The 23,453-nt window shown below is 62.8% G+C and carries 19 protein-coding genes and 4 pseudogenes; 12 read left to right on the forward strand and 11 right to left on the reverse strand.

Annotation, left to right across the window (positions count from 1 at the left end; genetic code table 11):
* Window positions 1-143: 143 nt before the first annotated feature.
* The 8 genes from atzF to AC0L3E_RS25435 are packed head-to-tail and all read right to left on the reverse strand — an operon-like array spanning window position 144 to window position 8,477.
* Window positions 144-2,006: an allophanate hydrolase gene (gene atzF, locus AC0L3E_RS25400; RefSeq protein ID WP_473605874.1), complete on the reverse strand. Its 1,863-nt coding sequence runs from the start codon at window positions 2,004-2,006 to the stop codon at window positions 144-146.
* Window positions 2,003-2,353, reverse strand: a complete 351-nt coding sequence (locus tag AC0L3E_RS25405; RefSeq protein WP_127330529.1) for a cupin domain-containing protein — start codon at window positions 2,351-2,353, stop codon at window positions 2,003-2,005. The genes atzF and AC0L3E_RS25405 overlap by 4 nt, the downstream gene beginning before the upstream one ends.
* On the reverse strand, window positions 2,346-3,014 hold the full coding sequence (locus tag AC0L3E_RS25410) for a cysteine hydrolase family protein (protein WP_127330531.1): 669 nt from the start codon (window positions 3,012-3,014) through the stop codon (window positions 2,346-2,348). The genes AC0L3E_RS25405 and AC0L3E_RS25410 overlap by 8 nt, the downstream gene beginning before the upstream one ends.
* Window positions 3,014-4,537: an ABC transporter ATP-binding protein gene (locus tag AC0L3E_RS25415; RefSeq protein WP_127321990.1), complete on the reverse strand. Its 1,524-nt coding sequence runs from the start codon at window positions 4,535-4,537 to the stop codon at window positions 3,014-3,016. Before AC0L3E_RS25415 ends, AC0L3E_RS25410 begins: the two co-directional genes overlap by 1 nt.
* Before the next feature lie 10 nt (window positions 4,538-4,547).
* Window positions 4,548-5,249: a biuret amidohydrolase gene (gene biuH / locus AC0L3E_RS25420; RefSeq protein ID WP_127321989.1), complete on the reverse strand. Its 702-nt coding sequence runs from the start codon at window positions 5,247-5,249 to the stop codon at window positions 4,548-4,550.
* A gap of 14 nt (window positions 5,250-5,263) precedes the next feature.
* Window positions 5,264-6,190 (reverse strand): ABC transporter permease, encoded by a 927-nt coding sequence (locus AC0L3E_RS25425; protein WP_127321988.1) that lies wholly within the window; start codon window positions 6,188-6,190, stop codon window positions 5,264-5,266.
* Window positions 6,190-7,320, reverse strand: a complete 1,131-nt coding sequence (locus AC0L3E_RS25430) for an ABC transporter permease (protein WP_256747277.1) — start codon at window positions 7,318-7,320, stop codon at window positions 6,190-6,192. Before AC0L3E_RS25430 ends, AC0L3E_RS25425 begins: the two co-directional genes overlap by 1 nt.
* 29 nt (window positions 7,321-7,349) lie before the next feature.
* Window positions 7,350-8,477 (reverse strand): BMP family ABC transporter substrate-binding protein, encoded by a 1,128-nt coding sequence (locus AC0L3E_RS25435; RefSeq protein WP_128308519.1) that lies wholly within the window; start codon window positions 8,475-8,477, stop codon window positions 7,350-7,352.
* Between the two features lie 289 nt (window positions 8,478-8,766).
* Between AC0L3E_RS25435 and AC0L3E_RS25440 the strand changes: the two genes are divergently transcribed.
* Window positions 8,767-9,441: a GntR family transcriptional regulator gene (locus tag AC0L3E_RS25440; protein WP_127323185.1), complete on the forward strand. Its 675-nt coding sequence runs from the start codon at window positions 8,767-8,769 to the stop codon at window positions 9,439-9,441.
* A 238-nt stretch (window positions 9,442-9,679) separates the two neighbouring features.
* Window positions 9,680-10,671: pseudogene (locus tag AC0L3E_RS25445) on the forward strand (IS481 family transposase).
* A gap of 829 nt (window positions 10,672-11,500) precedes the next feature.
* On the opposite strand, the pseudogene AC0L3E_RS25450 reads toward AC0L3E_RS25445, so the two are convergent.
* A pseudogene (locus AC0L3E_RS25450) lies at window positions 11,501-11,677 on the reverse strand (RpiB/LacA/LacB family sugar-phosphate isomerase); the annotation flags it as partial.
* 248 nt (window positions 11,678-11,925) lie between these two features.
* On the opposite strand from AC0L3E_RS25450, the gene AC0L3E_RS25455 reads away from it, so the two are divergent.
* The 8 genes from AC0L3E_RS25455 (at window position 11,926) to dhaL (AC0L3E_RS25490) (ending at window position 21,115) form a co-directional block, all read left to right on the forward strand.
* Window positions 11,926-13,404: a sugar ABC transporter ATP-binding protein gene (locus AC0L3E_RS25455; RefSeq protein ID WP_127330533.1), complete on the forward strand. Its 1,479-nt coding sequence runs from the start codon at window positions 11,926-11,928 to the stop codon at window positions 13,402-13,404.
* A 40-nt stretch (window positions 13,405-13,444) separates the two neighbouring features.
* A complete protein-coding gene (locus AC0L3E_RS25460; protein ID WP_127330535.1) occupies window positions 13,445-14,449 on the forward strand; it encodes an ABC transporter permease in 1,005 nt (334 codons plus the stop codon).
* Window positions 14,450-14,534: 85 nt separating this feature from the next.
* Window positions 14,535-15,521 (forward strand): substrate-binding domain-containing protein, encoded by a 987-nt coding sequence (locus AC0L3E_RS25465; RefSeq protein WP_127330537.1) that lies wholly within the window; start codon window positions 14,535-14,537, stop codon window positions 15,519-15,521.
* A 60-nt stretch (window positions 15,522-15,581) separates the two neighbouring features.
* Entirely contained in the window at window positions 15,582-16,352 is a 771-nt protein-coding gene (locus AC0L3E_RS25470) for an SDR family oxidoreductase (RefSeq protein ID WP_127330539.1), read from the forward strand.
* A 22-nt stretch (window positions 16,353-16,374) separates the two neighbouring features.
* Window positions 16,375-17,367, forward strand: coding sequence for a dihydroxyacetone kinase subunit DhaK (locus AC0L3E_RS25475; RefSeq protein ID WP_473605877.1), 993 nt, complete (start codon window positions 16,375-16,377; stop codon window positions 17,365-17,367).
* An 11-nt stretch (window positions 17,368-17,378) separates the two neighbouring features.
* Window positions 17,379-18,041: a dihydroxyacetone kinase subunit DhaL gene (gene dhaL, locus AC0L3E_RS25480; protein ID WP_127330543.1), complete on the forward strand. Its 663-nt coding sequence runs from the start codon at window positions 17,379-17,381 to the stop codon at window positions 18,039-18,041.
* A gap of 268 nt (window positions 18,042-18,309) precedes the next feature.
* A complete protein-coding gene (locus AC0L3E_RS25485; protein WP_128308515.1) occupies window positions 18,310-20,406 on the forward strand; it encodes a bifunctional sugar-binding transcriptional regulator/dihydroxyacetone kinase subunit DhaK in 2,097 nt (698 codons plus the stop codon).
* A 58-nt stretch (window positions 20,407-20,464) separates the two neighbouring features.
* A complete protein-coding gene (gene dhaL / locus AC0L3E_RS25490) occupies window positions 20,465-21,115 on the forward strand; it encodes a dihydroxyacetone kinase subunit DhaL (RefSeq protein WP_127330547.1) in 651 nt (216 codons plus the stop codon).
* Window positions 21,116-21,170: 55 nt separating this feature from the next.
* On the opposite strand, the pseudogene AC0L3E_RS25495 reads toward dhaL (AC0L3E_RS25490), so the two are convergent.
* Window positions 21,171-21,504: pseudogene (locus tag AC0L3E_RS25495) on the reverse strand (ABC transporter permease family protein); the annotation flags it as partial.
* 76 nt (window positions 21,505-21,580) lie between these two features.
* Window positions 21,581-21,877, reverse strand: coding sequence for a hypothetical protein (locus AC0L3E_RS25500; protein ID WP_245470290.1), 297 nt, complete (start codon window positions 21,875-21,877; stop codon window positions 21,581-21,583).
* Here AC0L3E_RS25500 and AC0L3E_RS25505 point away from each other — a divergent pair.
* Together AC0L3E_RS25505 and AC0L3E_RS25510 are read left to right on the forward strand one after the other, a co-directional pair.
* The gene (locus tag AC0L3E_RS25505; RefSeq protein ID WP_473605963.1) at window positions 21,851-22,345 is read left to right on the forward strand and encodes a hypothetical protein; all 495 of its coding nucleotides are present in this window, start codon (window positions 21,851-21,853) and stop codon (window positions 22,343-22,345) included. The two genes, AC0L3E_RS25500 and AC0L3E_RS25505, sit on opposite strands and share 27 nt — an antisense overlap.
* 226 nt (window positions 22,346-22,571) lie before the next feature.
* Window positions 22,572-23,437: pseudogene (locus AC0L3E_RS25510) on the forward strand (ABC transporter permease subunit).
* Window positions 23,438-23,453 lie beyond the last annotated feature (16 nt).

Here is a 23,453-nt window from a genome sequence, read left to right on the forward strand (position 1 = left end):
GCGACCGTGTGTGGCGGGATCAAATCGAGTAACCCATCGTGTTACTCCTCGGTTTTGATTGGGCACTCGAGAAACGAGAGGTGAAGGCAGAAGCGGGGCCGATAGCGGCAGCTTCCGGCTTCGCGATCAAGGATATCACAAGTTTAACCGCCGCGGGCGGTGTCGCCACCTGCTCTTGCCTCCGCATATTCCGTTGACGAAGTGTTCAAGCGGGAACGATCTGACAGAAAGCGGCGCCAGCCCCCAAATGACGAGATATCAAAAGCGCCTAGCAAGCCCACGGATTCCACTAGAAAACCTTTGGCGGTGCTGCCATCATCAAGCTCTATATTGCCAATGCCCAGGGGCGACGGGATGGCGGCCACAAAGTGGCCGAATGCGTCGGCAGGTAGCCGCCAAACCTCTACCTCGATCGCAGTGCCGCCGTTTTCAACACGGACCAGTCCCGGCTTGGGCGTGGTCTGGCCCGCGAGCTCATATAGCTTGTATGAAGATGCCGTCCTCATTGCCCGGCAGAACCGGGCACCAGCCTCCTTGAGATGGCCATTGAGCGGCATTCCCGAGAGGTGAGCGCCGACCACCACCAACTCGATAGTGCCATCTTCGACTGATGCGCCGACAGGCTGCGCGCTCGGCTGCCGCCAGCCAGTCGCGCCGAGGGTGAGACTGCTCGCGGCATGGAGATCGCGCGCGACGGATGCTACAAGGCCGTCCGCTCCGGCGGCCGCAAGCAGCGTCACGCTCATCGGCAGCCCGTCGTCGCGCTTGCCGGTCGGCACGGCGATGCCGCACATGTCCAGAAGATTGACGAAATTGGTGTAGGTGCCGAGCCGGCTGTTGGTCTCGACGGGATCGGTGAGCACGGTAGCAGTGGTATAGTGCGTTGGGGCGGTCGGCACGCAGAACAGGTCGACCGAGGCGATGACCGGGGCGAGCTTCGCCTTGTAGGCCTGCAAGGCGTAGAGGCCGCGGAAGGCGTCTGCCGCCGACAGGTTACTGGCGCCGCCGATGATCTTGCGCGTCACCGGATGCAAGGCGGCTTCGTTGGCTTCCATGAAATCGCGGATCGCCGCATAGCGCTCGGCCACCCAGGCACCCTCATAGAGTAGGTTGGCGGTGGCGTAGAAATCGCCGAAGGGGATTTCGACCAGCCGGCAGCCAAGCCGCGACAGAATGGCAAGCGAAGCTTCGAAACCAGTCTGCATGGCCGTATCGCCGAAGAATTTGAGCTCCGCTTTTACAGGCACGCCGACGCTCAGCACCGGTTGGCGCGCGGCGAGCGGCTGGACGGCGATGTCACGCGAATAAGGATCGGCAGCGTCGCGCGCGGCGGCAACGGAGAACACCCTATACGCATCATCGACGGTCAGCGCGAACACCGAGACGCAATCGAGCGTGCGGCAGGCCGGCACGACGCCGGCGGCCGACAACGCGCCGACCGTCGGCTTCAGCCCGACGATGTTGTTGAGGCCGGCCGGAATGCGGCCGGAGCCGGCGGTGTCGGTGCCAAGCGCGAAGGAGACGATGCCGCGCGCCGTCGCCACCGCCGACCCCGAGGAGGAGCCGCCTGGCACAAGCGCCTCGTCGATGGCATTGCGCGGGATCGGCCAGGGCGTGCGCACGCCGACTAGGCCGGTGGCGAACTGGTCGAGATTGGTCTTGCCGACGACCAGCGCACCGGCCGCTTTCAGCCGCGCCACAACGGTGGCGTCTTTCTCGGGCCAATAGGTGTATTCGGCGCAGGCGGCCGTCGTGGGCATGCCGGCGACGTCGATGTTGTCCTTGACGGCGAAGGGAATGCCCCAGAGCGGCTTTGTCGCCGGGTCGAACGGACCGAGTGCCGCGGCCTGGGCTAGGAAATCCGCCTTGGCGGCGAGATGGATGAAGATGCCCGGGTCGTCGGCCGCTTCGATGCGGGTAAAGATCGTCGCGATCACATCGCCAACGGCGAGGCCTCCCCGATAGGCTGCGTGAAGGCTCGCTATGTCGAAATGGATATCGCTCATTTCGTCTCCTCCAGAATGATCACCGGCAGGTCCCACTGGATCAGCACGACGCAACCGTCCTTCGTCCACACCGAATGCTCGGTGCCGACCGGGTTCAGGATGACGCTGCCGGCGGGATAGTCGCCGTTCTCGTCGCTCTGGGTGCCTTCCAGCACGACGATGGTTTCCAGCCCGACATGTCGGTGTCGCGGCACGCTGGCGCCGGACCGGTATTTCAGGATCGCGACCGACGGCTCGACCGGCCCGCCCTTCAGCAGCCAGTGCACGCTGATGCCGTCGCGGAAATATTCGAACGCGAGATCGCGCCAGCCGCCGTCGAGCAGGCCGGCAAAGGCAAAATTAGGCATTGGCAATTCCCTCGAGCACCTGGTCGGTCGTTGCCGTCCAGCCGACGATGGCGCTCTGCGCCCGGATCATGGCTAGTGCCGCCGCCTTGAATTCGGGAAAATAGCTTTCCGTCGCGTCTTCGGCGAGCAGGCACTCATAGCCGCGATCATTGGCCTCGCGCATCGTCGTCTGCACGCAGACCTCGGTGGTGACGCCGGCGAAAACCAGCTGCTGTGCGCCGAGCCGCTTCAGCTCGCCACCGAAGCTGGTCGCGTAGAAGGCGCCCTTGCCGGGCTTTTCGATGACGATCTCGCCCGGCAGCGGCGCAAGCTCGTCGAGGATTGCGGTGCCCGGCTCGCCGACGATCAGCACGCGGCCCATCGGCCCGACATCGCCGATGCGGATCGCCGGATTGCCGCGATTGCGCTTGGCCGGCGGCAGGTCCGACAGGTCGGCGCGGTGGCACTCCATGGTGTGGATCACCGGCAGGCCGGCGGCGCGAAAACCTTCGATCAGTTTCTTCACCGTCGGCACGATCGCGGCCACCCGGCTGACGTCGTTGCCAAGGCTGGCGCCGAAGCCGCCGGGCTCGGCGAAATCGCGCTGCATGTCGATGACGACCAGCGCCATCGTCTGCGGCTTGAAGGAGAAGGCGAACGGCTGCGCATCAATCTCCGCCATCAGTGATGTCCCGCCATATGCTCGCCGATGGTCTGCACGCTCGCTTGCGCGATCGGCGTCTCGTAGACCAGCGCGCCGTCCGACATGACGAAAATGCGGTCGGACAGTTCCAAAAGCTCGTCGAGGTCCTCCGACATCAGCAGCACTGCCGCACCCGCATTGCGCGCCTTCATGATGCGGGCGCGGATTTCGGCCACCGCCGAGAAGTCGAGGCCGAAGCACGGGTTGGAGACGATCAGCAGGTCGACCTCGCCGGTCAGTTCGCGCGCCAGCACGGCGCGCTGCACATTGCCGCCCGACAGCGAGGCGATGGGCGAGGATAGCGAGGCGGTCTTGACCTTGAACTGCTCGACCAGCTTGGCGCTGAACGCGCGTATGGCGCTGGCGCTGATCCAGTTCACCGGCCTGCCGTTGCCGTCGATGTCGAAGGTGCGGAAGGAGATGTTCTCGGCCACCGTCATTTTTGGCGCGCAGGCATTCTTCAGCGGCTCTTCCGGGATGAGCCGCACATTGAGCGCGCGCGCCTCGGCCCGCGTCGCCGCATAGGCGGAGCCGCGTACCAGCACCTCGCCACCGTCGCGCGGCCGCTGGCCGGCCAGGACCTCGAGGAATTCCTTCTGGCCATTGCCGGAAATGCCGGCGATGCCGACGATCTCGCCCGAACGCACGCCGAGATTCTCGATGCGGATCGACTTCAGCCCGGTGCGGTCCGGCGCCTTCAGCGATTTGACCTTGAGCACGATCTCGGCATCGGGTTTCGGCGCCGCGCGACTGTCGAGCGCGGCGATCGGCTGGTCGCCGATCATCATCGCCGCCATCGCCTTGTGGTCGAGGTCGGCGACGCGGCCGGTTCCCGTCAGCCTGCCCTTGCGCAGCACGCTGACATCGTCGGCGAAGGCGGTGACCTCATGGAATTTGTGCGAAATCATCAGCACGGTGAGGTCGCCGGCCTTGGTCATGTCGCGCACCAGCCCCAGCACCTCCTGCGCCTCACCGGGCGTCAGCACCGAGGTTGGCTCGTCCAGCACTAGAAAGCTGCGGCCAAGATAGAGCTGCTTGATGATTTCGAGCTTCTGCTTTTCGCCGGCGGCGAGTTCCGCCACCTTAACGTCGAGCGGCAGCTTGAACGGCATGCGCTCCATGAACACGGCAAGGTCGGCTCGTTCCCTACGCCAATCGATAATGCCCGGAACCTTCTCGCGCGAGATGACGAGGTTTTCCGCACCGGTCAGCGACGGCACCAGCGTAAAATGCTGATAGACCATACCGAGCCCGAGCGCCGAGGCGTCGCGCGGACTAGCGATCGCCACCTCGCGGCCATCGACCAGCAGGTCGCCTGATGTCGGGTGATAAAAACCCATCATGCATTTGACCAGCGTCGACTTGCCGGCGCCGTTCTCGCCGAGCAGCGCGTGGAAGGAGCCCGCCGGCACCTTCACCGACACGGCATCCAGCGCCGTGAAGGCGCCGAAGCGCATGGTCATGCCGATGGTCTCGACGCCGACCGCTTTCCTGTCATTCATCGCGGCCTCCTCATGGCAACTGCGCGACAAGCGCCTTGGAATTCGACACCGTGCCGAAAACGCCGCCCTGCATCTTGATCATCTTGATCGCCGCCAGATGGTTGTCGTAGTCGGTCGCCCCGCAGCAATCCTCCAGCATCATGCATTCATAGCCGCGGTCGTTGGCCTCGCGCATGGTGGTGTGCACGCAGACATCCGTGGTGATGCCGGTCAGCACGATGTTCTCGATGCCGCGCTGATTGAGGATGAGCTCCAGGTCGGTGGCGCAGAACGAGCCCTTGCCGGGCTTATCGATGATCGGCTCGCCCTCGGTCGGGTAAAGGTCGGGGATGATGTCCCAGCCCGGCTCGCCGCGCACCAGGATGCGCCCGCACGGGCCAGGGTCGCCGATGCCGGCATTGATGCGGCGCGAGCGCCAGCGCTTGTTGGCCGGCAGGTCGGCGAGATCGGGCCTGTGCCCCTCGCGCGTGTGGATGATGGTGTAGCCCTTGGCTCGCATCGTCGACAGCACCAACTTGATCGGCTCGATCGGTGCGCGCACCAGCGACAGATCGTAGCCCATATGGTCGACATAGCCGCCCGGCCCGCAGAAATCGGTCTGCATGTCGATGATGATCAGCGCCGTGTTGTCGGGCCGCAGGTCGCCATTGTAGGGCCAAGGATAAGGCTCGGCGTCGATCGTATGCTGAGTGACTTCGGCTCTGGCGTTCATCGGCAAAACTCCAGTCATTTGGTGATCGACAATTCGCCCGGCGCGCCCGCAAGCGTTCGTGTCGGCGACGAGGTGGCGATCATGATGATGAGGGTGAGGATGTAGGGAGCGGCGTAGAACATGTAGTAGCCCTGCGTGACGCCGACCGATTGAAGCGCCGGGCCGAGAGCTCCCGCCCCGCCGAACAAAAGCGCTGCAGCAAAGCAGCCGAGCGGGTTCCAGCGCGCGAAGATGACCAGCGCCACCGCCATCAGGCCCTGGCCCGACGAGATGCGTTCGGTCCAGCTGCCGGGATAGTAGAGCGACAGGTAGGCGCCGCCAATGCCGGCCAGCGCGCCACCGACACCGGTGGCGAGCAGCCGCACCGTATCGGGGTTGAGGCCCATGGCGCGTGCCGCGTCCGAACTGTCGCCGACGACGCGCACGATGAGGCCGGCGCGGGTGTTGCGGAACGCCCACCACAGGATGACCGACAGCACCGCGCCGATCAGGAACAGCACGTTGACGTCGAGTGCGGCTTGCACCTGCGGAATGTCGGACCAGCCGCCGAAGGGAATGGCCGGCAGATTGGGCGCCTTCGGCTTGATAAACGGCTTGCCGAAGAAGAAGGCGAGACCCGAGCCGAACAGCATCAGCGCGATGCCGACGGCGATGTCGTTGACTTTCGGGAATCTGCAGATCCAGCCATGGAACAGGCCGAAGCACAGGCCGGCGAAGGCGGCGGCGATGAGGCCGAGCCATGGCGAGCCCGTCATCACCGCCACCGCATAGGCGGTCATCGCACCGAAGACCAGCGTGCCTTCGAGCCCCAGATTGATGCGACCCGAACGCTCGGTGATCGCCTCGCCCAGCGAGACGAAGATGAAGGGCGTCGACACGCGGATGGCGCCGCCGAGCACGGCCAGCGGCACGCCCCAGAGGCCGATCTCGGTCGCGTCCATCAGGCGGCTCCCTTCACGAGATCGGGTCTTTTCCAAAGATCGGGATTGAAGGCCTTGAAGCGGCCGTAGAGGGTTTCGCTGAACAGGATGACGATGAAGATCATGCCTTGCAGCACCAGCACCGTGGCGTCGGGCAGGTCCATGCGGCGCTGTATCAGCCCGCCCGAGGCGTCGATGCCGCCAAGCAGGATGGCGAACGGAATGATGGCCAGCGGATTGTGGCGGGCCAGGAAGGCGACAAGGATGCCGGTGTAACCATAGCCGGCGGAAAGCGAGGCGTTGGCGCTCCCCTGCACGGCGGCGACCTCCAGCATGCCGGCAAGCCCGGCAAAGCCGCCAGCGAGCGCGGTGAAGCCGACGATCAGCGGCCCGACGGCCAGCCCCTGTACCTGTGCTGCCCGCACATTGCCGCCGGCGATGCGCGCGGCAAAACCCCAGCGGGTCTTTTCGATGAGCAACCAGGAGAGGATGCAGGCGACGACACCGACAACCAGCCCCCAATGCACGTCCATGCCCGGAATGTTGCCGATGCGGTAGATGTCCGCCAGCGGCTGCGTTGACGGCTTGTTGAGCGAGGCCGGGTCGCGCAACGGCCCTTCCACCAGCTGGTTCATCAGCGCGATGGCGATGTAGGCCATCAGCAGGCTGGAAATGGTTTCGTTGACGGCCCGATAATGGCGCAGCGCGCCGACGGCACCGATCCAGATGCCGCCGGCGGCCATGCCCGCCACGCCCATGGCAAGAATGACGATTGACGATGGCCCGCCGCTGAGCGCAGTGCCGGCTGCCGCAGCGGCGACGCCGCCGAGCACGATTGCACCCTCGCCGCCGATGACGACGAGGCCGAGCCGGGCCGGCAGGGCCACGCAGAGCGCGGCCAGCAGCAGGGGAGCGGCGCGCGACAGCGAGTTCTGGACCGAGAACCAGGAGCCGAAGCCGCCGCGCCACATGGTCTCGTAGAGCAGGATCGGCGACTTGCCGACGAGCACAATGAACAGGCTGAACAGCGCCATGCCGACGATCAGCGCCGCGAGCGGAATGACCAAAGCCTCCGCCCGCCGCGCAATCCATTCCACCGCCGCCGAATAGGCCTTGGCGCTGAAGAGTGCCGGCATGCCGGCCCCTGTCATCGTGTCCGTCATCGCCCCACCCCCTCAGATCAGGCGGTCGAACCGACGACGCCCTCGACCAGATAATCCATGCTTTCGAGTTCGATCGCGGTCTCCGGGAATGCTTGGCTCGCGGTGGCGACGACAGCCCCCTTGTTGCTCTTCAGCGGTCCCTTGATGACGGCGAAGCCGCCGTTCATCATTTCGGCCAGCGTGGCGTCGAACTGCTTGCGCGCCGGCTCGCCGACGGCGGGACCGAGCGGGCTCATCTTGACGAAGCCGTCGGCCAGGCCACCGCGCGTGAAGTTGGGCAGTGGCGTGCCGGCGATGAGGTCGTCGACGAACATCTTGTAGACCTTGGCCCAGTTCCACTCGGCCCCGGTGAGGTATTTTTCCGGCGCCAGCGGGCTCTGGTTGGCGTGATAGCCGCACACGAAGGCCCCACGGCCGGCGGTCGTCTCGACCACCACTTTCGGGCTATCGACATGGCAGCTAATAACGTCGGCGCCCTGGTCGACCAGTGCGTTGGTGGCTTCCGCTTCCTTGACCGCCAGCGACCATTCGCCGGTGAAAATGACCTGGCAAGTGATGGTCGGATCAACCGAGCGCGCGCCGAGCAGGAAGGAATTGATGTTGAGCAGCACCTGCGGGATCGGCTTGGCGGCGACGAAGCCGAGCTTCTTCGTCTTGGAGGTGTGGCCGGCGACAACGCCGTTGAGATACTGGCCCATACCGATATAGCCGAAATAGGAGCCGGCATTCATCGGGTGCTTGGCCTTGTCCCACATGCCACCGCAATGGCGGAACTGCACGTCGGGGAATTTCGTGCACATGGCCAGCATGTGGGGGTCGAAATAGCCGAACGAGGTCGGGAAGATCAGCGAGGCGCCGTCGAGATTGATCATCGATTCCACCGTCTTCTGGACGTCGACCGTCTCCGGCACGTTCTCCTCCTCGACGATGGAGATGCCCTCGATACCCTTCAACGCCGCCGCCCCTTCGGCATGCGCCTGGTTGTAGCCGTAGTCGTCCTTCGGCCCGACATAGATGAAGCCGACGGTGGCGGCAGCGGCAAAGGCCCTGCTGATGGGGAAGGCAGCGGAGGCAAGCCCGAGTGCGGCTCCAGCGGCGGAGGTCTTGAGTAGCTCGCGGCGGTTAAGCGTGAATCTCGCGGTCATTGTGAATGCTCCCCTGTAAGGACCCTTTCCGGGCCGGTTAACATGCCGTCAACAAAGTGCATGCAATCGCCATGCCAGTTTCTTTGGCGAAATTAATGAATGGAATCAATCGTACCTTTAAAGAGCCTGCTTATGTAGCGGGCAATTGCATGCACTTCTTGCCTTGAAAACAGCCAATTTGACAGGCAGATTAAAATAGAGGCATACAGGGGTATGTTGAGTCGATGGGCCGCTGCGTCGACCCTCCACAAGAAGACGGGGCGGAGGAGATTTGTCGGGGAAGCGCAACTTGATCAGGTCGGGCAAGACCGTGGATCAGATGGTGAGGGCGATCGGGGACCGGATCGTCACCGGCTACCTACGCCCCGGCGAAAAGCTCGACGAGACCTCCCTCGCCGCCCGCTTCGACGTATCACGCACCCCGGTCAGGGAGGCGCTCGGCCACCTCAGCGCCATGGGGCTGGTCGAAAGGCGGCCCAACCGGGGTGCTATCGTGGCTGTCGTGACGCAAGAGCATCTCGCCTCGATGTTCGAGAGCATGGCCGAACTGGAGGCGATCTGCGCGCGCTTCTCGGCCGAGCGCATGACCAGTGCCGAGCGCCGCTCGCTCGAGATCGAGCATCAGGCTTCGGCGCGGATGGTGCAACTGGGCGCCGAGGAGGACTACGAGTATTTCAATACCGAGTTCCACACCCGGCTCTATCGTGGTGCCCACAACCCGCATATCCACGATCTCACCGTGATGACCCGCAGCCGGTTGGCACCCTTCCGGCGCGCTCAGTTCATGCTGCCCGGACGGTTGGCCAAATCCTGGCAGGAACACGAGCTAATCGTCACCGCAATCATGCGCGGAGACGGCGCTGCTGCGGGCAAGGCCGCCAGGGATCATGTCTCTATCGTCAGCGAGGCGAGCGCGGTGTTCGCGGCTGATGGCGGCAAGCCAGTTCGGCGGGACGTGGCCTGAAAATTCCGAACATCCCGAATCTCGGACGATGTCTGCTTCCAGGCGGCGCACAGTATCGCGCAACGGCTGATATGAGGCGCTACGCTGCTCGGCAGCAAGGCTTTGAAGCAGCATGGTCAACCAGACCGATATACGTGCCCCAGTTGGTATTCTACGTCGAGGCGTGAGCGATGAGGGACTAGATGTTTGATCCCAGATTTTGATGGGCATCCTTGTCCTCCGAATCAAGGGATGCGCTATGGGCCAGGTTCTTCATGGGAGCGCCACGACGACAGAGGCGGTCCGTCGAGCGATACAGCATAGTCAAGAGAGCCTGAGGGCGCTGGCGAAGCGCTACGGGGTCAACCAAAAGACTGTTGCCAAATGGCGGGAACGGACCTCGGTGGCAGATTTGCCGACCGGTCCGAGAGAGCCTAGATCGACAGTGCTCTTGCCCGAGGAGGAGGCCGTCATAGTCGCCTTCCGGCGCTACACTCTGTTGCCACTCGATGACTGCCTCTATGCCTTACAACCGACGATCCCACACCTGACGCGCTCATCACTGCATCGCTGCCTGCAGCGCCACGGCATCAGCCGCCTGCCGGACGTAGAAGGCGACAAGCCGGCGAAGAAGAAGTTCAAGAGCTATCCGATCGGCTACTTCCACATCGACGTCGCCGAGGTGCGCACAGAACAGGGCAAGCTGCACATGTTCGTCGCTATCGACCGCACCTCGAAATTCGCCTTCGTCGAACTGCATGAGAAGGCCACCACCGCCATATCGAGAGACTTCCTACTGCGCCTGATCGCGGCCGTGCCCTACAAGGTCCACACTGTCCTCACCGACAACGGTATCCAGTTCACGACGCCCGGCGCCGGCGGTTCGGCCGTGCCATTGATCAAGGAGGCCATCGCAAACGGCGAACGCTTCTGGGCCCATGCCTTCGAATAGGCTTGCGCCACGAACGACATCGAGCACCGAACGACCAAGGCAAGGCATCCGTGGACCAACGGCCAGGTCGAGAGGATGAACCGGACTATCAAGGATGCAACCGTCAGGCGTTTCTATTACGAGAGCCACGACCAACTCCGCCAGCATCTTGCCGACTTCATCTCGGCCTACAACTTCGGTCGCAGGCTCAGACCCTCAAAGGCCTTACGCCCTACGAGTTCATCTGCAAGGCGTGGGCGTCACAACCGGAACGCTTCAAACTCGATCCGCTCCAGCAAATGCCGGGACTAAACAGCTAGAGCACTCCCGCCCTCTAAAGCGATTTTACATCATCCGGAAACTGGGCGCAGATCGAACCACCGAGGCAGAAACGGAGAACGCCAGCTCTGCGGAGTAAGGTACGGACTGCAACAACATTGCGCGACGGCGAAATTCGCCGCCGAAACTACGCTATTGCCGCCGTTTGTACCCTCACTCCCACTCGATTGTTAAAACAGCGTATAAGCCATTGAAGTCACTGGCAAATATTTTTCAGCGCCGTGCAAACTCCGACATTGAGACCATCAAAAAGTTACGCTTTGATTTTGAAGGGGAAATCGCCGCAGAAAATATTTTGAGGTTTCACCAACTATCGACGTCAATCGGACGTTTTTTTGCACTTTGCCGCGCCTAACGGAGCGCCCTACTCCGCTTCGAAAAGTACCGTCAGCGGGCCATTTCACGCCACAACTTGCGCCATTTGGCCCCAAGCGGACAGGGCCGGATGATCCGATCGATAGTGGCGGCCACGGTCGTCAGGATGCATTCCCCTCAGGATCTTCAGGGGGACACCGCCCCGAGCGGGTGACCTTATTCAAGACTTCGTTCTTCGGTCCTATCGGTAAAGCTCGATGTGCGAATCCGAATAGCGCCTCGTGTCTAATGCCCTGCGTCGTAGGTGATCGAAATCCTAGAAGACGGTTCCCTGACAAACAGACCTTCCCCAGGAGACTCGCGAACCGCATCCAGAACCAAACGCTTCGGGATGCCAGCTTTAACGACCAGCGTACTTACAACTTGAGAAACGGATAGAGATGAAGCAGTGGACACTTCGGCAATCGTCGGGGAAGCGCGCTAGACTGACGGCCGCAAACCGCGCTCGAATTCGCCATCAGCAACCCGTTGAGCAAGCCTCTGCGAGATGTCGGCGTAAAAGCCAGGCTGGCTAAGATCCGTTACCGTGACGCCGGCCTTGCCGGCCATATGTGCCGCAATCACATCCAGAAGCGGCTTTCCTGCGCTGTCGGCGCCGACTGCAATCTTCATTGGTCCTTCCTTCCGTTTTTGCTGTTCGTCCGTTCAACGCCTTCAACGGCGTTGGGGACCTTGCTCGGGGCGTGCTCACCAGACATTTCGACCTGCGGCCAACGGTGAGCTTTCTTATATCCTCCCACTGCTTGACATTTGTCGATCTCTAATCGACTATTGTAAAAATCGACATCGAGGAACGAAGACCAGTCGTGTCGATCCGCTCGCGCCAAGGGAGGGTGCCGGGCGTCCATGGGAGAGAGAAATTGGAATTTTTGCTCGAGGTGGAAGGGCTGAAGAAGTCCTTCGGTGGCGTCGCAGCCCTGCGCGAGGGCCGCCTTCAACTTCGCGCCGGCACCGTCCATGCACTCTGCGGCGGCAACGGCGCGGGCAAGTCGACCTTTCTCAAGACCCTGATGGGTATCCTCAAGCGCGATGCCGGCTCGATCCGCCGCCGCGGCAAGGACGTGGAATTCGCAGGCCCGGCCGACGCATTGGCCTCGGGCATTGCCATTATCGAGCAGGAACTCAGCCCCGTCCCTCACATGTCGGTTGCGGAGAACATCTATCTCGGCCGCGAGCCTTCGGCGCGGTTCGGCGGCATCGATTTCCGCGCGATGAACCGGTCCGCGCAGAAGCTGCTGGACGATCTCGAATTCGATATCCGAGCCACGCAATACATGATGACCCTCTCGGTCGCGCAGATGCAGCTCGTCGAGATTGCCAAGGCGCTCAGCCACGATGCCGAGGTCATCTTCATGGATGAGCCGACCTCGGCGATCGGCGAGCGCGAGGCGCAGCATCTGTTTGCGGCGATCCGCCGCCTGCAGGCCCAGGGCCGCGGCATCGTCTATGTTTCCCACCGGCTGTCGGAGATCTTCCAGATCGCCGATTCCTACACGGTCTTTCGCGACGGGGCCTATGTCGGCAGCGGGACGCTGGCCGACATCGACCGACCCGGTCTCATTCGCATGATCGTCGGCCGCGAGCTGTCGGAAGAATACATCAAGACCAACACACCCACCTTGGAAACCGGCCTCGAAGTTGCCGGGCTGAGTTGCCCCAACAAAATCGAGGATATCTCCTTCTCCGTGCGCAAGGGCGAGATCTTCGGCATCTACGGCCTGATGGGCGCCGGACGGACGGAGATCTTCAATTGTCTGTTCGGGCTCGACAAGCCTTCGGCGGGAAGCGTCTCGGTCGACGGAGTGAAGATAGCCGTTTCGAAGCCATCGGATGCCATGGCGCATGGGCTGGCACTGGTCACCGAGGACCGCAAGCTGACCGGCCTCAATCCGAGCGCCTCCGTTCGTGCCAACATTTGCATGGCGAGCCTGCCGGAAATGAGCCCTGCCTTTGCCATGGATCGCGCCCGGGAGGCGCAGGCAAGCCAGCAGATGCAGGAGCGGTTTCAGATCAAGGCGGCGCGCGACACGATGCCGGTTTCCGGCCTTTCAGGCGGCAACCAGCAGAAGGTGGTGCTGGGCAAATGGTTCCTTCGAAATCCGAAGGTCCTTCTTCTGGACGAGCCGACCCGCGGCGTCGACGTCGGCGCCAAGCGTGAAATCTATCGAATCATCTGCGAATTCGCCGCTGTCGGCGGCACGGTGGTCATGATCTCGTCGGAAATCGACGAGGTTCTGGGCATGTCGGATCGGATCATGGTGATGCGCGCCGGCCGAAGCGCCGGCATCTACAGCCGGGAGGAAACGGATGCCCAATCACTCGTCCACCTTTCAACATGAGCAAGGACTGGGTGCCCGTCCGGCAGCAGAGGAGTCAGTAATGTCGGTTGGCGACAAGGAGAATACGAATGGCTGGCTCGGTTCGGAGCAGCGCCGGATGCTGATCCAGGAATACGGCATCTTCCTTGCGTTCCTCATCCTGGCGGCCGTGCTGTCGGTCTCCAACGAGTTCTTTTTGACCGCCGGCAACATCTCCAACGTGCTGTTGCAGACCTCTATCAACGGTGTCCTCGCCATCGGCATGACCTTCGTGATCCTCACGCGCGGCATCGACCTTTCGGTCGGTTCCATCGTCGCGCTTGCCGGCCTCATCAGCGCCAGCTTCGTCACCACATCCGCCACCGCCGGGATTGCAGGCGCGCCCTACCCTGTCGTCTTCGGCCTCGGCATCGGCCTGCTGGTCGGCGTTGCCTGCGGCGCCGTCTCCGGCGTGATTGTGTCGCGGTTTTCCGTGCCGGCCTTCGTGGCGACGCTCGGCATGCTGTCGGCGGCACGCGGACTGACGCTGATCTATGGCGGCGGCCGACCTGTTCCCGCGCTGACGCCGGCCTTTCGCTGGATCGGCACGGGCGACGTCCTTGGCTTGCCCGCACCGGTCATCATTCTGGTGGTGGTGTTCGCCGTCTCCTGGTGGATCCTCAACCGGACCCGCTTCGGCCGTTACATCTATGCCGTTGGCGGCAACCCTCACGCCGCCAGGACCTCGGGCATCAACACGACCCGCATTCAGTTCGTCGTCTATGTCATCTCCGGCGGTCTTGCCGGCCTCGCCGGAATGCTGCTCAGCGCCCGCACCGGCTCCGCGCTGCCGCAGGCCGGCATTGCCTATGAACTGGACGCGATCGCGGCGGTGGTGATCGGAGGAACCAGCCTTTCGGGAGGGGTCGGCCGGGTGACCGGCACGCTGATTGGCGCGCTGATCATCGGCGTCATGAACAACGGCCTCGACCTGATGGGAATCCAATCCTATTACCAGCAAGTGCTCAAGGGCGCCCTCATCGTCGGCGCCGTGATGCTCGACCAGAAGAGAAACTACGGGGCCTAAGCCCCCTTTCGGGATCGGACCTGCACAACGCGTGTCCGTTGATAGGCGAACCATGTCGGTCGCTCACTTAAGGTGGAGGTACGAAATGAAAAGATTGATGATAGCGCTCGCATCCGCGACCGCGTTGTTGGCCTCGCCGGCCATGGCGCAGGAGAAGATCAAGATCGGCGCGGCGCCTTACGGATTGAATGCCGAGTTCATGCAGATCTGGGCGGCAGCGCTTCAGGATCATCCGGCCGTCAAGAGCGGTGAAGTCGAGCTGACGATCTTCGACGGCCGCTATGATGCCCTGGTCCAGCAGGACCAGTTCAAGACGATGGTCACGCAGAAATACAATGCGATCATCTTCGCGCCGATCGATGTCGACGCGGGCGCGGCTGCCGTGCAGTCGGCCGCCGATGCCGGCATCCCGGTTGTCGGCTCGAACACCCGCGTCAATTCCGACCTGCTGGCCTCTTATGTCGGATCCGACGACACGATCTCTGGCTACATGGAAGCCAAGACCGTGCTCGACAAGATCGGCTGCAAGGGCAATGTGGTCATCCTCGAAGGACCAGTGGGGCAGTCCGCGCAGATCTCTCGTCTCGAAGGCAACAAGAAGGCGCTTGCCGAGTGCCCGGATGTCAAGATCCTCGAAGATCAGACAGCAAACTGGTCGCGCGCCGAAGCCCAGACGCTGATGGAAAACTGGCTCACCGCGCACCCCAAGCAGATCAATGGCGTGATCGGCCAGAACGACGAAATGGCGCTCGGGGCGATCGAGGCGATCAAGGCCGCAGGCCTGGACGTGAAGAGCTTCGCCATTGCCGGCATCGACGGCATCACCGATGCGCTGCACGCCGTCAAGGCCGGCGAGATGACATCGATCCTTCAGGACGCGCGCGCCCAGGCACAAGGCGCGCTCGATCTTGCCATCTTCAATGCCAAGAAGGGCGACTACAAACCACAGTCCGACATCTGGGCAACCTACAAGGACATGCCGTGGAAGGACGGCAAGGAGAAGATCTACAATGTGCCATGGACGCCGGTGACGGCGGAAAACGTCGACAAGCTTCTTGCGACGCGCAAGTAACGCAGCCCTGGGGTGTGCTTTCCTGCACACCCCACTTTTCAACAGGCCGAGAAGAGAACCATGACGGATTCAGTACGGGTTGATCTCAACTTTTCACTTGGCGGCAAGGTCGCTCTGGTCACCGGCGGCGCCTCCGGCATCGGCAGTGCGATTGCCTCGGCATTTGCCGAGAAAGGGGCTGCGGTCGGCGTGATCGATATCAATGAATCGGTTGCGCGATCGAAGGCCGACGAACTCGGCAACGGCGCGAAGTCCTTCGTCTGCGATGTGTCCGATCCGCAATCCGTGGAGGCCGTGTTTGCCGCGGCGCAAGCCGCTTTCGGTCACATAGACATCGTCGTCAACAGCGCCGGCGTCGTTATGCTTGCTCCCGCCGAGGAGCTCAGTCTCGATGCCTGGGACAAGACCATCGCCATCAATCTTAAGGGAACGTTCCTTGTGTCCCAGGCCGCGGGACGCGTCCTGATCAAGGCCGGCAAAGGCGGCAAGATCATCAACATGGCGTCGCAGGCCGGCACCGTCGCGATCGACCAGCACGTTGCCTATTGCGCCTCGAAATTCGGCGTCATCGGCCTGTCCAAGACGCTGGCCGCCGAATGGGGCAAGCATGGCATCACCGTGAATACGATATCGCCTACCGTGGTTCTGACCGAGCTTGGCAAAAAAGCCTGGGACGGCCCACGTGGCGAGGCGCTGAAGCAACGCATTCCGACCGGCCGCTTTGCCTTCCCCGAAGAAATAGCCGCCGCGGCGGTGTTTCTGGCATCGAACGCCGCCGACATGATCAACGGCGCCGACCTGCTGGTCGATGGCGGCTACACCATAATCTGACCGGCGCAAGATTGGAGCAACAATGCAGCGGTTTATCAACAATCCCGACGAGGTCGTCGAGGATACGGTCAAGGGCTTCGTCAAGGCGCATGCCGACATCGTCAGGCTCGGCGACAATCCCCGCGTCATCGTCGCCCGCCAGGCGCCGGTCAGCGGCAAGGTCGGCGTCATCACCGGCGGCGGCTCCGGCCACGAGCCTGCCTTCATCGGCTATGCCGGACGCAACATGCTGGACGCGGTTGCGGTCGGCGAGCTGTTTTCGTCGCCGACAGCAAAGAGCTTCTTCGACGCCGCGCGCGAAGCCAATGGCGGCAAGGGTGTCGTCTGCCTGTACGGTAATTATGCCGGCGACAACATGAATGTGAAAATGGCCATCAAGCTCGCCGCCAAGGACGGCATCGAGATCGCAACGGTCGTTGCCAACGACGATGTGTGCTCGGCGGGACCGGATGAGCGCCACAAGCGCCGCGGCGTTGCCGGCGAGATCTTCATGTGGAAATGCGCCGGCGCCAAGGCCGCGGAAAGTGCCGATCTCGCGGACGTGCAGGCAGTGGCGCAAAGGGCGATCGACAACTGCCGCTCGATTGGTGTTGGCCTTGGCCCTTGTACGCTGCCCGCCGTGGGGCACCCCAACTTTCTGATCGAACCGGGCACGATGGAAGTCGGCATCGGCCATCACGGTGAACCGGGCGTCAGGATCGAGCCGCTGAAGCCCGCGGCCGAGATCGCGCGGGACATGGTCAAGATCGTCCTGGACGATCATGACCTTGCGGCCGGAACCGAGGTTGCGATCCTGGTGTCCGGCCTCGGCGCAACGCCGGTCAACGAACTCTACATCCTCAACGGCACGATCGAACAGGAAATCGCCGGGCGCGGATTGAACATCTACAGAACCTACATCGGCAACTATTTCACCTCGCTGGAAATGGTCGGAGCCACGCTCACGGTCATGGCGCTCGACGCCGAACTGAAAAGGCTGCTGGACGTGGACGTCGATTGTCCCGCAAGGCTCTAGGAGACAGACGAATGCAGCACTTTGACAACGCTTCCGCCGGCGACATCGTTCTTTCGATCGCGGATCGGATCATCGAAAATCGGGCCTATCTGAGCGAGATCGACGGCAAGATCGGTGACGGCGACCACGGCGTCAACATGGCCAAGGGCTTCGGCATGGCCGCGGAGCGAATCAGGGGCAACGACGTGTCGCTGGCCACGGCGCTCGATACGCTGGGCACGGTGTTGATGACGGAGATCGGTGGCTCGATGGGACCACTCTACGGCGTCATGTTCACGCAATTCGCCGAAACCATCGAGACATCGCCGTCCATCGACGCAAAGACCTTCAGTGCCATGCTAACCAACGGTCTTGAAGGCGTCCAGGCGATCGGATCCGCCAAGGTCGGCGACAAGACGCTGCTTGATACCCTCGTTCCGGCCATCGAGGCTTTCGACGGCGCCAACGCCGACGGCAAGCCGTTCCCGGAAGCCCTGGATGCGCTGGTTGTCGCGGCCGAAAAGGGTCGCGACGGCACGAAGGATCTGGTGGCGAAGATTGGCCGGGCCAGCCGCCTGGGCGAACGCTCGCTCGGCGTCCTCGATGCCGGCGCCACATCCTGTGCCTTGATCCTGAAGGCCCTGGCGCTTGGTGCCAGGCAGAAACTGCAGCTGTCGGCGACGGCAGGTCGTTGAATTGTGAAGTATGCTCCTCCCGAGCAATGGCTCCCGGCTGACCTTCCAGCCGGGAGCGAGCCAGAGCATGATCCCGAAAAGTGGAATTCGGTTTTCTCGGACAAACGGAAACCATTTGTCCAGAGATCATGCTCAAACAGAGCCAGAGCCCCATCCAGATCGCATCGGGATGGGGCAGGTTCTGGTGCCTGATCGGAGCCAGATTGAGAGTTCGCCCGTTTGCGCTCATCTTGGCGATCGATCTTGGGATTCGGGGAAACCGGGCAGCATGACCGTCAAGACACCATCAGCACGGAAGAACGGAACCGTGCGAGCCGGAGCCGACGCTACGGCTGAACCCATTCCGTTGCGCTATGGCGACGACCCCTATGTCTGGGCCTGCTGGCTCTATTACGAAGATCGCATGACGCAGGGCGATATCGCCGACATCATGGGCATTTCGCGGGCGACGGTGAACAGTTATTTGGCTGATGCGCGCGCCAGGGGGATCGTCAACATTTCCCTCGAGCCATCGCGGCTGAGTTCACTCTCGATCGCGCAGGAACTCAAACGTCACTTCGGCCTGCATGACTGTCTCGTCGTGCCGAGCGACGACAATGCGCGGCCGCTGATCGATCGCCTTGGCGGTGCTGCGGGCCAAGCCCTGAACAAGCTTTTGAAATCCGGCGACACGCTTGCGGTTGCCTGGGGACGAACGGTGCTGGCGATCGGCGAGCAGGCGTCGGTGCCTGCCCTTCAGGACGTCACCGTCGTTCAGGCCACCGGCGGAACGAGCGCCAGTTTTGCTTACACGCCGGAGCTCTGCGCCTCCGCCATCGCCAGCGCGATCAAGGCGAAGCTGATCAACATCACAGCGCCTGCGGTGGTTTCCACGGCCGAAGTGCGCGACATCCTGTTGCGCGAGACGCTCATTGCAAGCCAGTTCGACGCGCTTTCCAAAGCCAACAAGGCGCTGTTCGGCGTCTCTTCGCTACGGCCAAATTCAACGATCCACACCAGCGGCTTCTTTGAATCGGTTTCGTTGCAGCAATATCTCGCCAAGGGTGCGGTGGGCGTGGTTGCCGGCCGCTTCATCGATGGTCAAGGCCATCCGGTGGCCGGCCCGCTCGACGACCGGACGATCGGGATATCGCTGCAGATGCTGAAGTCCATCGGCCTGCGGATCGCGGTTGCCGGCGGTTTCGACAAGGTGCCGGCAATCCTCGCCGCGCTGCGCGGCGGCTACGTCAATGTGCTTATCACCGACGCTGCCACGGGGCGCGGCATCCTGAACGCCGATGGCGTGACAGAGCTTGACCAGAAGCTGTCGCAACGCCCGAAGGTCGACAACAGCGTGGCGCTGCCCAGCAACTTCCGGACCCATATCAAGAAATTCCTGAACGACCCCGACGATGTTGTCGAGGAGATGCTTGACGGCGCGTTGAAAGCCCACGCCGCCTACATCAAGCCGATCAAGGGGTCCCATCGTGCCCTTGTCGCCCGAAACGGGCCGAGGCCAGGCAAGGTAGGGCTTGTCATCGGCGGCGGCACCGGGCATGAGCCCTGCTTTCTCGGCTATGTCGGCAAGGGCCTCGCCGATGCGGTGGCGGTCGGCAACATCTTCTCGTCGCCTCCTCCGGGTCCGATCTTCCAGTGCGCCCAGGCCGCGTCGGGCGGCCAAGGCGTGCTCTTCGTCTACGGCAATTACGCCGGCGACGTGATGAATTTCGAAATGGCGGCCGAGATGGCGGCGGAAAACAGCATCGAGGTGCGGACGGTCGTGACGACGGACGATATTGCCTCCTCGCCGCTGGAGGACAGGGAGGGACGCCGCGGCGTTGCCGGCAACTTCTTCATGTTCAAGATCGCCGGAGCCGCCTGCGACCGCGGCTGGTCGCTCGAGGCCTGCGAGGCAGCAACCCGCAAGGCGAATGCACGGACATTCACTATGGGCGTCGCGCTGGAGCCCTGCTCCCTGCCGCAGACCCGCCGCCACAATTTCGAAATCGGTCCCGACGATATCGAAATCGGCATGGGCATCCACGGAGAACGTGGTGTTATCCGCGAAAAGATGATGAGCGCCGATGAGATCACGGATCGGGTGATGGACCGCATCTTTTCGGAGATGAAACCGGCATCGGGCGACCGAGTCGCGGTGCTGATCAATTCATTTGGGGCGACGCCACTGATGGAGCTCTACATTCTCTTCAGACGCGTCGAGCAGCGGCTGAGTGCCAAGGACATCAAGATAGAGGCGAACTGGGTCGGGCACTATTGCACGTCGCTCGACATGGTCGGTGCGTCGATCTCGATCTTGCATCTCGACACCGAGTTGACGGACTTGTTGCATCATCCTTGCGATACCGCCTTCCTGAGGGTCGGCTGAGAACACAAGACATGCGCCCCACGAAGGGCTGCATCCTGCTTGAACTGGGAGGAACACGATGGCGGACAACGCGGCGCGGCAACTGAGCCGGATGTTCTATCGCATTTCCATCGCCATCGAGGCGGGAAAAGACCATCTCTCGGATCTGGACGGTGCCATTGGCGACGCCGACCACGGCATCACCATGTCCCTCGGCTTCATGGCAGTGAATGCGGAGCTGGCCAAACTCAACCTCGACGACACGCTTCCGTCGGAGGTTTTGACTGCGGCAGCGTCAGCCTTTCTCGATGCGGTCGGCGCATCTACGGGACCGCTTTATGCGACAGCGTTCCGGAGAGCAGCGCAAGCCCTCAAGCAGGAAGATTGCCTTTCATCCACAGGCCAGGCGGCAATTGTCGAGGCAATGACGACCGGCATCATGGAGCGCGGCAAGGGCCAACGCGGCGACAAGACGATGCTGGATGCATGGATTCCTGCAACGGAAGCCGCCGCCAGTGCGCGAGCCCGCGCAGCTTCAAGCATGGAAATGTGGAAAAGCATCCTGGAGGCAGCGGAAGCCGGCGCCAATTCGACACGATCCATGGTCGCTGCGCGCGGCAGGGCCGCCAGGCTGGGCGAGCGATCCCTGGGACACATGGATCCGGGTGCCGCCTCGGCCGTCATCATCCTGCGCGCGATGAAGGACACTTTTGGCGAACCGCAGGGATAGGCGGTTCTGGCGGCCGTGGCAGGCGGCGCACGCCGAACGATGGCCTGTCACCGAGTTAGCCTTTGACCGCTCCAGCGGTCATGGATCCCGATATCTGCCGATACATCACAAGCCCCAGCAATGCCGGCGGCAAGGCGCCCAGCATCATGACCGCGGAAGCGGTTCCCCATTTTACGCCACCGCCGCTTGCGGCGAAGAAGAAGGACGCGCCGACCGTCATCGGGACGGCACGACTGGTTGTCAGCATAAGACCGAAGAGGAATTCGTTTCAGGCGGAGATGAAGGTTGTGACCAGCCGGGCGGATCACCGGCCGGACGATCATCATCATCACCTGCAAGGAGCTTGCGCCATCGACTTTCGCTGCCTCGTCGAGTTCGGCCGGCACATCGACCAGCGGCCACAGACCCCGTTGCGCCCCGATTCAGTCGTTGCAACAAACCTGTGTCCGAGACCAAGCCTTGGCATTACAGTCTCAAACGCTCTCCCTTGGGGTCGTACCAAGGCGTGAGCTGCGCGATAGCGGTGTATCGCTTCCACGCGACTTCGATCTCAAGTGGCGCGGCTGCCAGCCAGGTATCGTCGACGCCGTCCTCGCATTCCATGTAGCCCATGCCGAGCGAGGCCCGATGCGGTGGCCGTTCGGCGCCGACCTTCGCACAGCCGGTTCGGTCCGCATTGGAGGTCGCCCCAGCCGTCCTGCGGATCCGTTCGAGGCAATAGCCGACGGCATCGGCATGGTGCCAGAGAACCGCAAGGAGCAAGGGCTGTTCCTCGACCATTCGGTGGAGGACAATATTGCGATCAGTTCGCTCGACCGCTTCGTGGCGGCAGGCGTCGTCAACCGGACAGAGCGGCGCGATGCAGTTCTGACACAGATGAAACGGCTGGGTCTCAGGCTCAACGCTCTCTCGCTGCCGGTGAAAGCCCTGTCCGGAGGGAACCAGCTCGCGCGATGGCTGCTTCGCGATTCCAGGGTGCTGATCCTTGAGGGCACCCGCGGCGTCGACATCGGCGCAAAACGGGAGATCTACGAGGAGATCGATCAGCTGGCGCGCGCCGGCAAGGCAATCCTCGTCATATCGTCGGACCTACCGGAAGCTATCGGCATAAGCGATCGCCTCCTGGTCATGCGCCAAGGCAGGATCGTGTCCGAACTGATCTCGGAGAAAACCTCCGAAGAAGAAGTGATGCTTTACGCGACGGCACCGCGGCCCGTAGCGGAAACATAGGAGTCCAGCCGTGAACACCGCTCGAGATGAAATCGCCAAGCCAAAGGCGGCCGCTCCCGAACGCGTCCCGTTCGACTTCGCCAAATGGTGGGATCGCGCCGGCATCCTGATGGTGCTGCTCGCGCTGGTCATTCTGATGTCGGCCATCGCGCCAAACTTCAACCGCGTCGATAACCTCCTCAACATTGCGCGCTCCATATCGGTGAACGCCATTCTGGCGGCGGGGATGACGCTTGTCATCCTGACCGGTGGCATTGACCTCTCCGTCGGATCGATCGTCGCCGTTTCCGGCGTGGTCTCCGTCATCGCAGCCATAGCCGGGGTGCCGGCGCCCGCCGCCGTCTGCAAAGGCCTTGCGGTCGGCGCGGCCTGCGGCCTTATCAACGGCGTGCTGACCGCCTATCTTTCGCTCGCGCCGTTCATCGTCACACTCGGCACGATGACGTTCCTGCGTGGCCTCGCCTACACCATCACCGAAGGCCAGCCGATCGTCTCCAGCTCCCTGAATTTCAAGGGCATCGGCAACGGATACCTCTGGGGCATCCCGGTGCCCGTCATCGTGACGGTGGTCGTCTACCTGATCGTCTGGTTCATCCTGGAACGCACGCGCTACGGCCGCCACGTCTATGCCGTTGGCGGCAATGCCGAGGCGGCAAGCTCGCCGGCGTACGCGTCAAGCGGGTCGTCACGTCCGTCTATGTCCTGGCCGGCGCCTGTGCCGGACTTGCGGGCGTTATTTTCGCCGCCCGCGTGATCTCGGCCCAGCCAACGGCCGGCACCGGTTACGAGCTCGACGCGATCGCGGCGGTGGTGCTCGGCGGCACCAGCCTCGCCGGCGGCCGCGGCCGGATCGTCGGCACGCTGATCGGATCGGTGATCCTCGGCGTCCTGCTCAACGTGCCCTTCTTCACCCAGTTGCTGATCAAGGGCGTGGTCATCATCCTAGCCGTCGCCATCGACAGCCTGAAGCAGCGGCCGGGGCTCTTCCAATCCGCAGGAACAGACCTCCCGGCGCATCAGGCCGATAACGTCCAGGCGCCGCCGTTCGCGCCTGGCAGGGCCGACCTCGCCCTTCCCCGCTCACACTCTTGAATTGGAAGAATTCTCC

The organism is Mesorhizobium sp. WSM4822, assembly GCF_055811155.1.

Bases quoted from the DNA above. Each gene is read 5' to 3' on its own strand.
- atzF (WP_473605874.1), bottom strand. From the start codon at position 2,006: ATGAGCGATATCCATTTCGACATAGCGAGCCTTCACGCAGCCTATCGG.
- AC0L3E_RS25405 (WP_127330529.1), bottom strand. From the start codon at position 2,353: ATGCCTAATTTTGCCTTTGCCGGCCTGCTCGACGGCGGCTGGCGCGAT.
- AC0L3E_RS25410 (WP_127330531.1), bottom strand. From the start codon at position 3,014: ATGGCGGAGATTGATGCGCAGCCGTTCGCCTTCTCCTTCAAGCCGCAG.
- AC0L3E_RS25415 (WP_127321990.1), bottom strand. From the start codon at position 4,537: ATGAATGACAGGAAAGCGGTCGGCGTCGAGACCATCGGCATGACCATG.
- biuH (WP_127321989.1), bottom strand. From the start codon at position 5,249: ATGAACGCCAGAGCCGAAGTCACTCAGCATACGATCGACGCCGAGCCT.
- AC0L3E_RS25425 (WP_127321988.1), bottom strand. From the start codon at position 6,190: ATGGACGCGACCGAGATCGGCCTCTGGGGCGTGCCGCTGGCCGTGCTC.
- AC0L3E_RS25430 (WP_256747277.1), bottom strand. From the start codon at position 7,320: ATGACAGGGGCCGGCATGCCGGCACTCTTCAGCGCCAAGGCCTATTCG.
- AC0L3E_RS25435 (WP_128308519.1), bottom strand. From the start codon at position 8,477: ATGACCGCGAGATTCACGCTTAACCGCCGCGAGCTACTCAAGACCTCC.
- AC0L3E_RS25460 (WP_127330535.1), top strand. From the start codon at position 13,445: ATGTCGGTTGGCGACAAGGAGAATACGAATGGCTGGCTCGGTTCGGAG.
- AC0L3E_RS25465 (WP_127330537.1), top strand. From the start codon at position 14,535: ATGAAAAGATTGATGATAGCGCTCGCATCCGCGACCGCGTTGTTGGCC.
- AC0L3E_RS25470 (WP_127330539.1), top strand. From the start codon at position 15,582: ATGACGGATTCAGTACGGGTTGATCTCAACTTTTCACTTGGCGGCAAG.
- AC0L3E_RS25475 (WP_473605877.1), top strand. From the start codon at position 16,375: ATGCAGCGGTTTATCAACAATCCCGACGAGGTCGTCGAGGATACGGTC.
- dhaL (WP_127330543.1), top strand. From the start codon at position 17,379: ATGCAGCACTTTGACAACGCTTCCGCCGGCGACATCGTTCTTTCGATC.
- AC0L3E_RS25485 (WP_128308515.1), top strand. From the start codon at position 18,310: ATGACCGTCAAGACACCATCAGCACGGAAGAACGGAACCGTGCGAGCC.
- dhaL (WP_127330547.1), top strand. From the start codon at position 20,465: ATGGCGGACAACGCGGCGCGGCAACTGAGCCGGATGTTCTATCGCATT.
- AC0L3E_RS25505 (WP_473605963.1), top strand. From the start codon at position 21,851: ATGGTGCCAGAGAACCGCAAGGAGCAAGGGCTGTTCCTCGACCATTCG.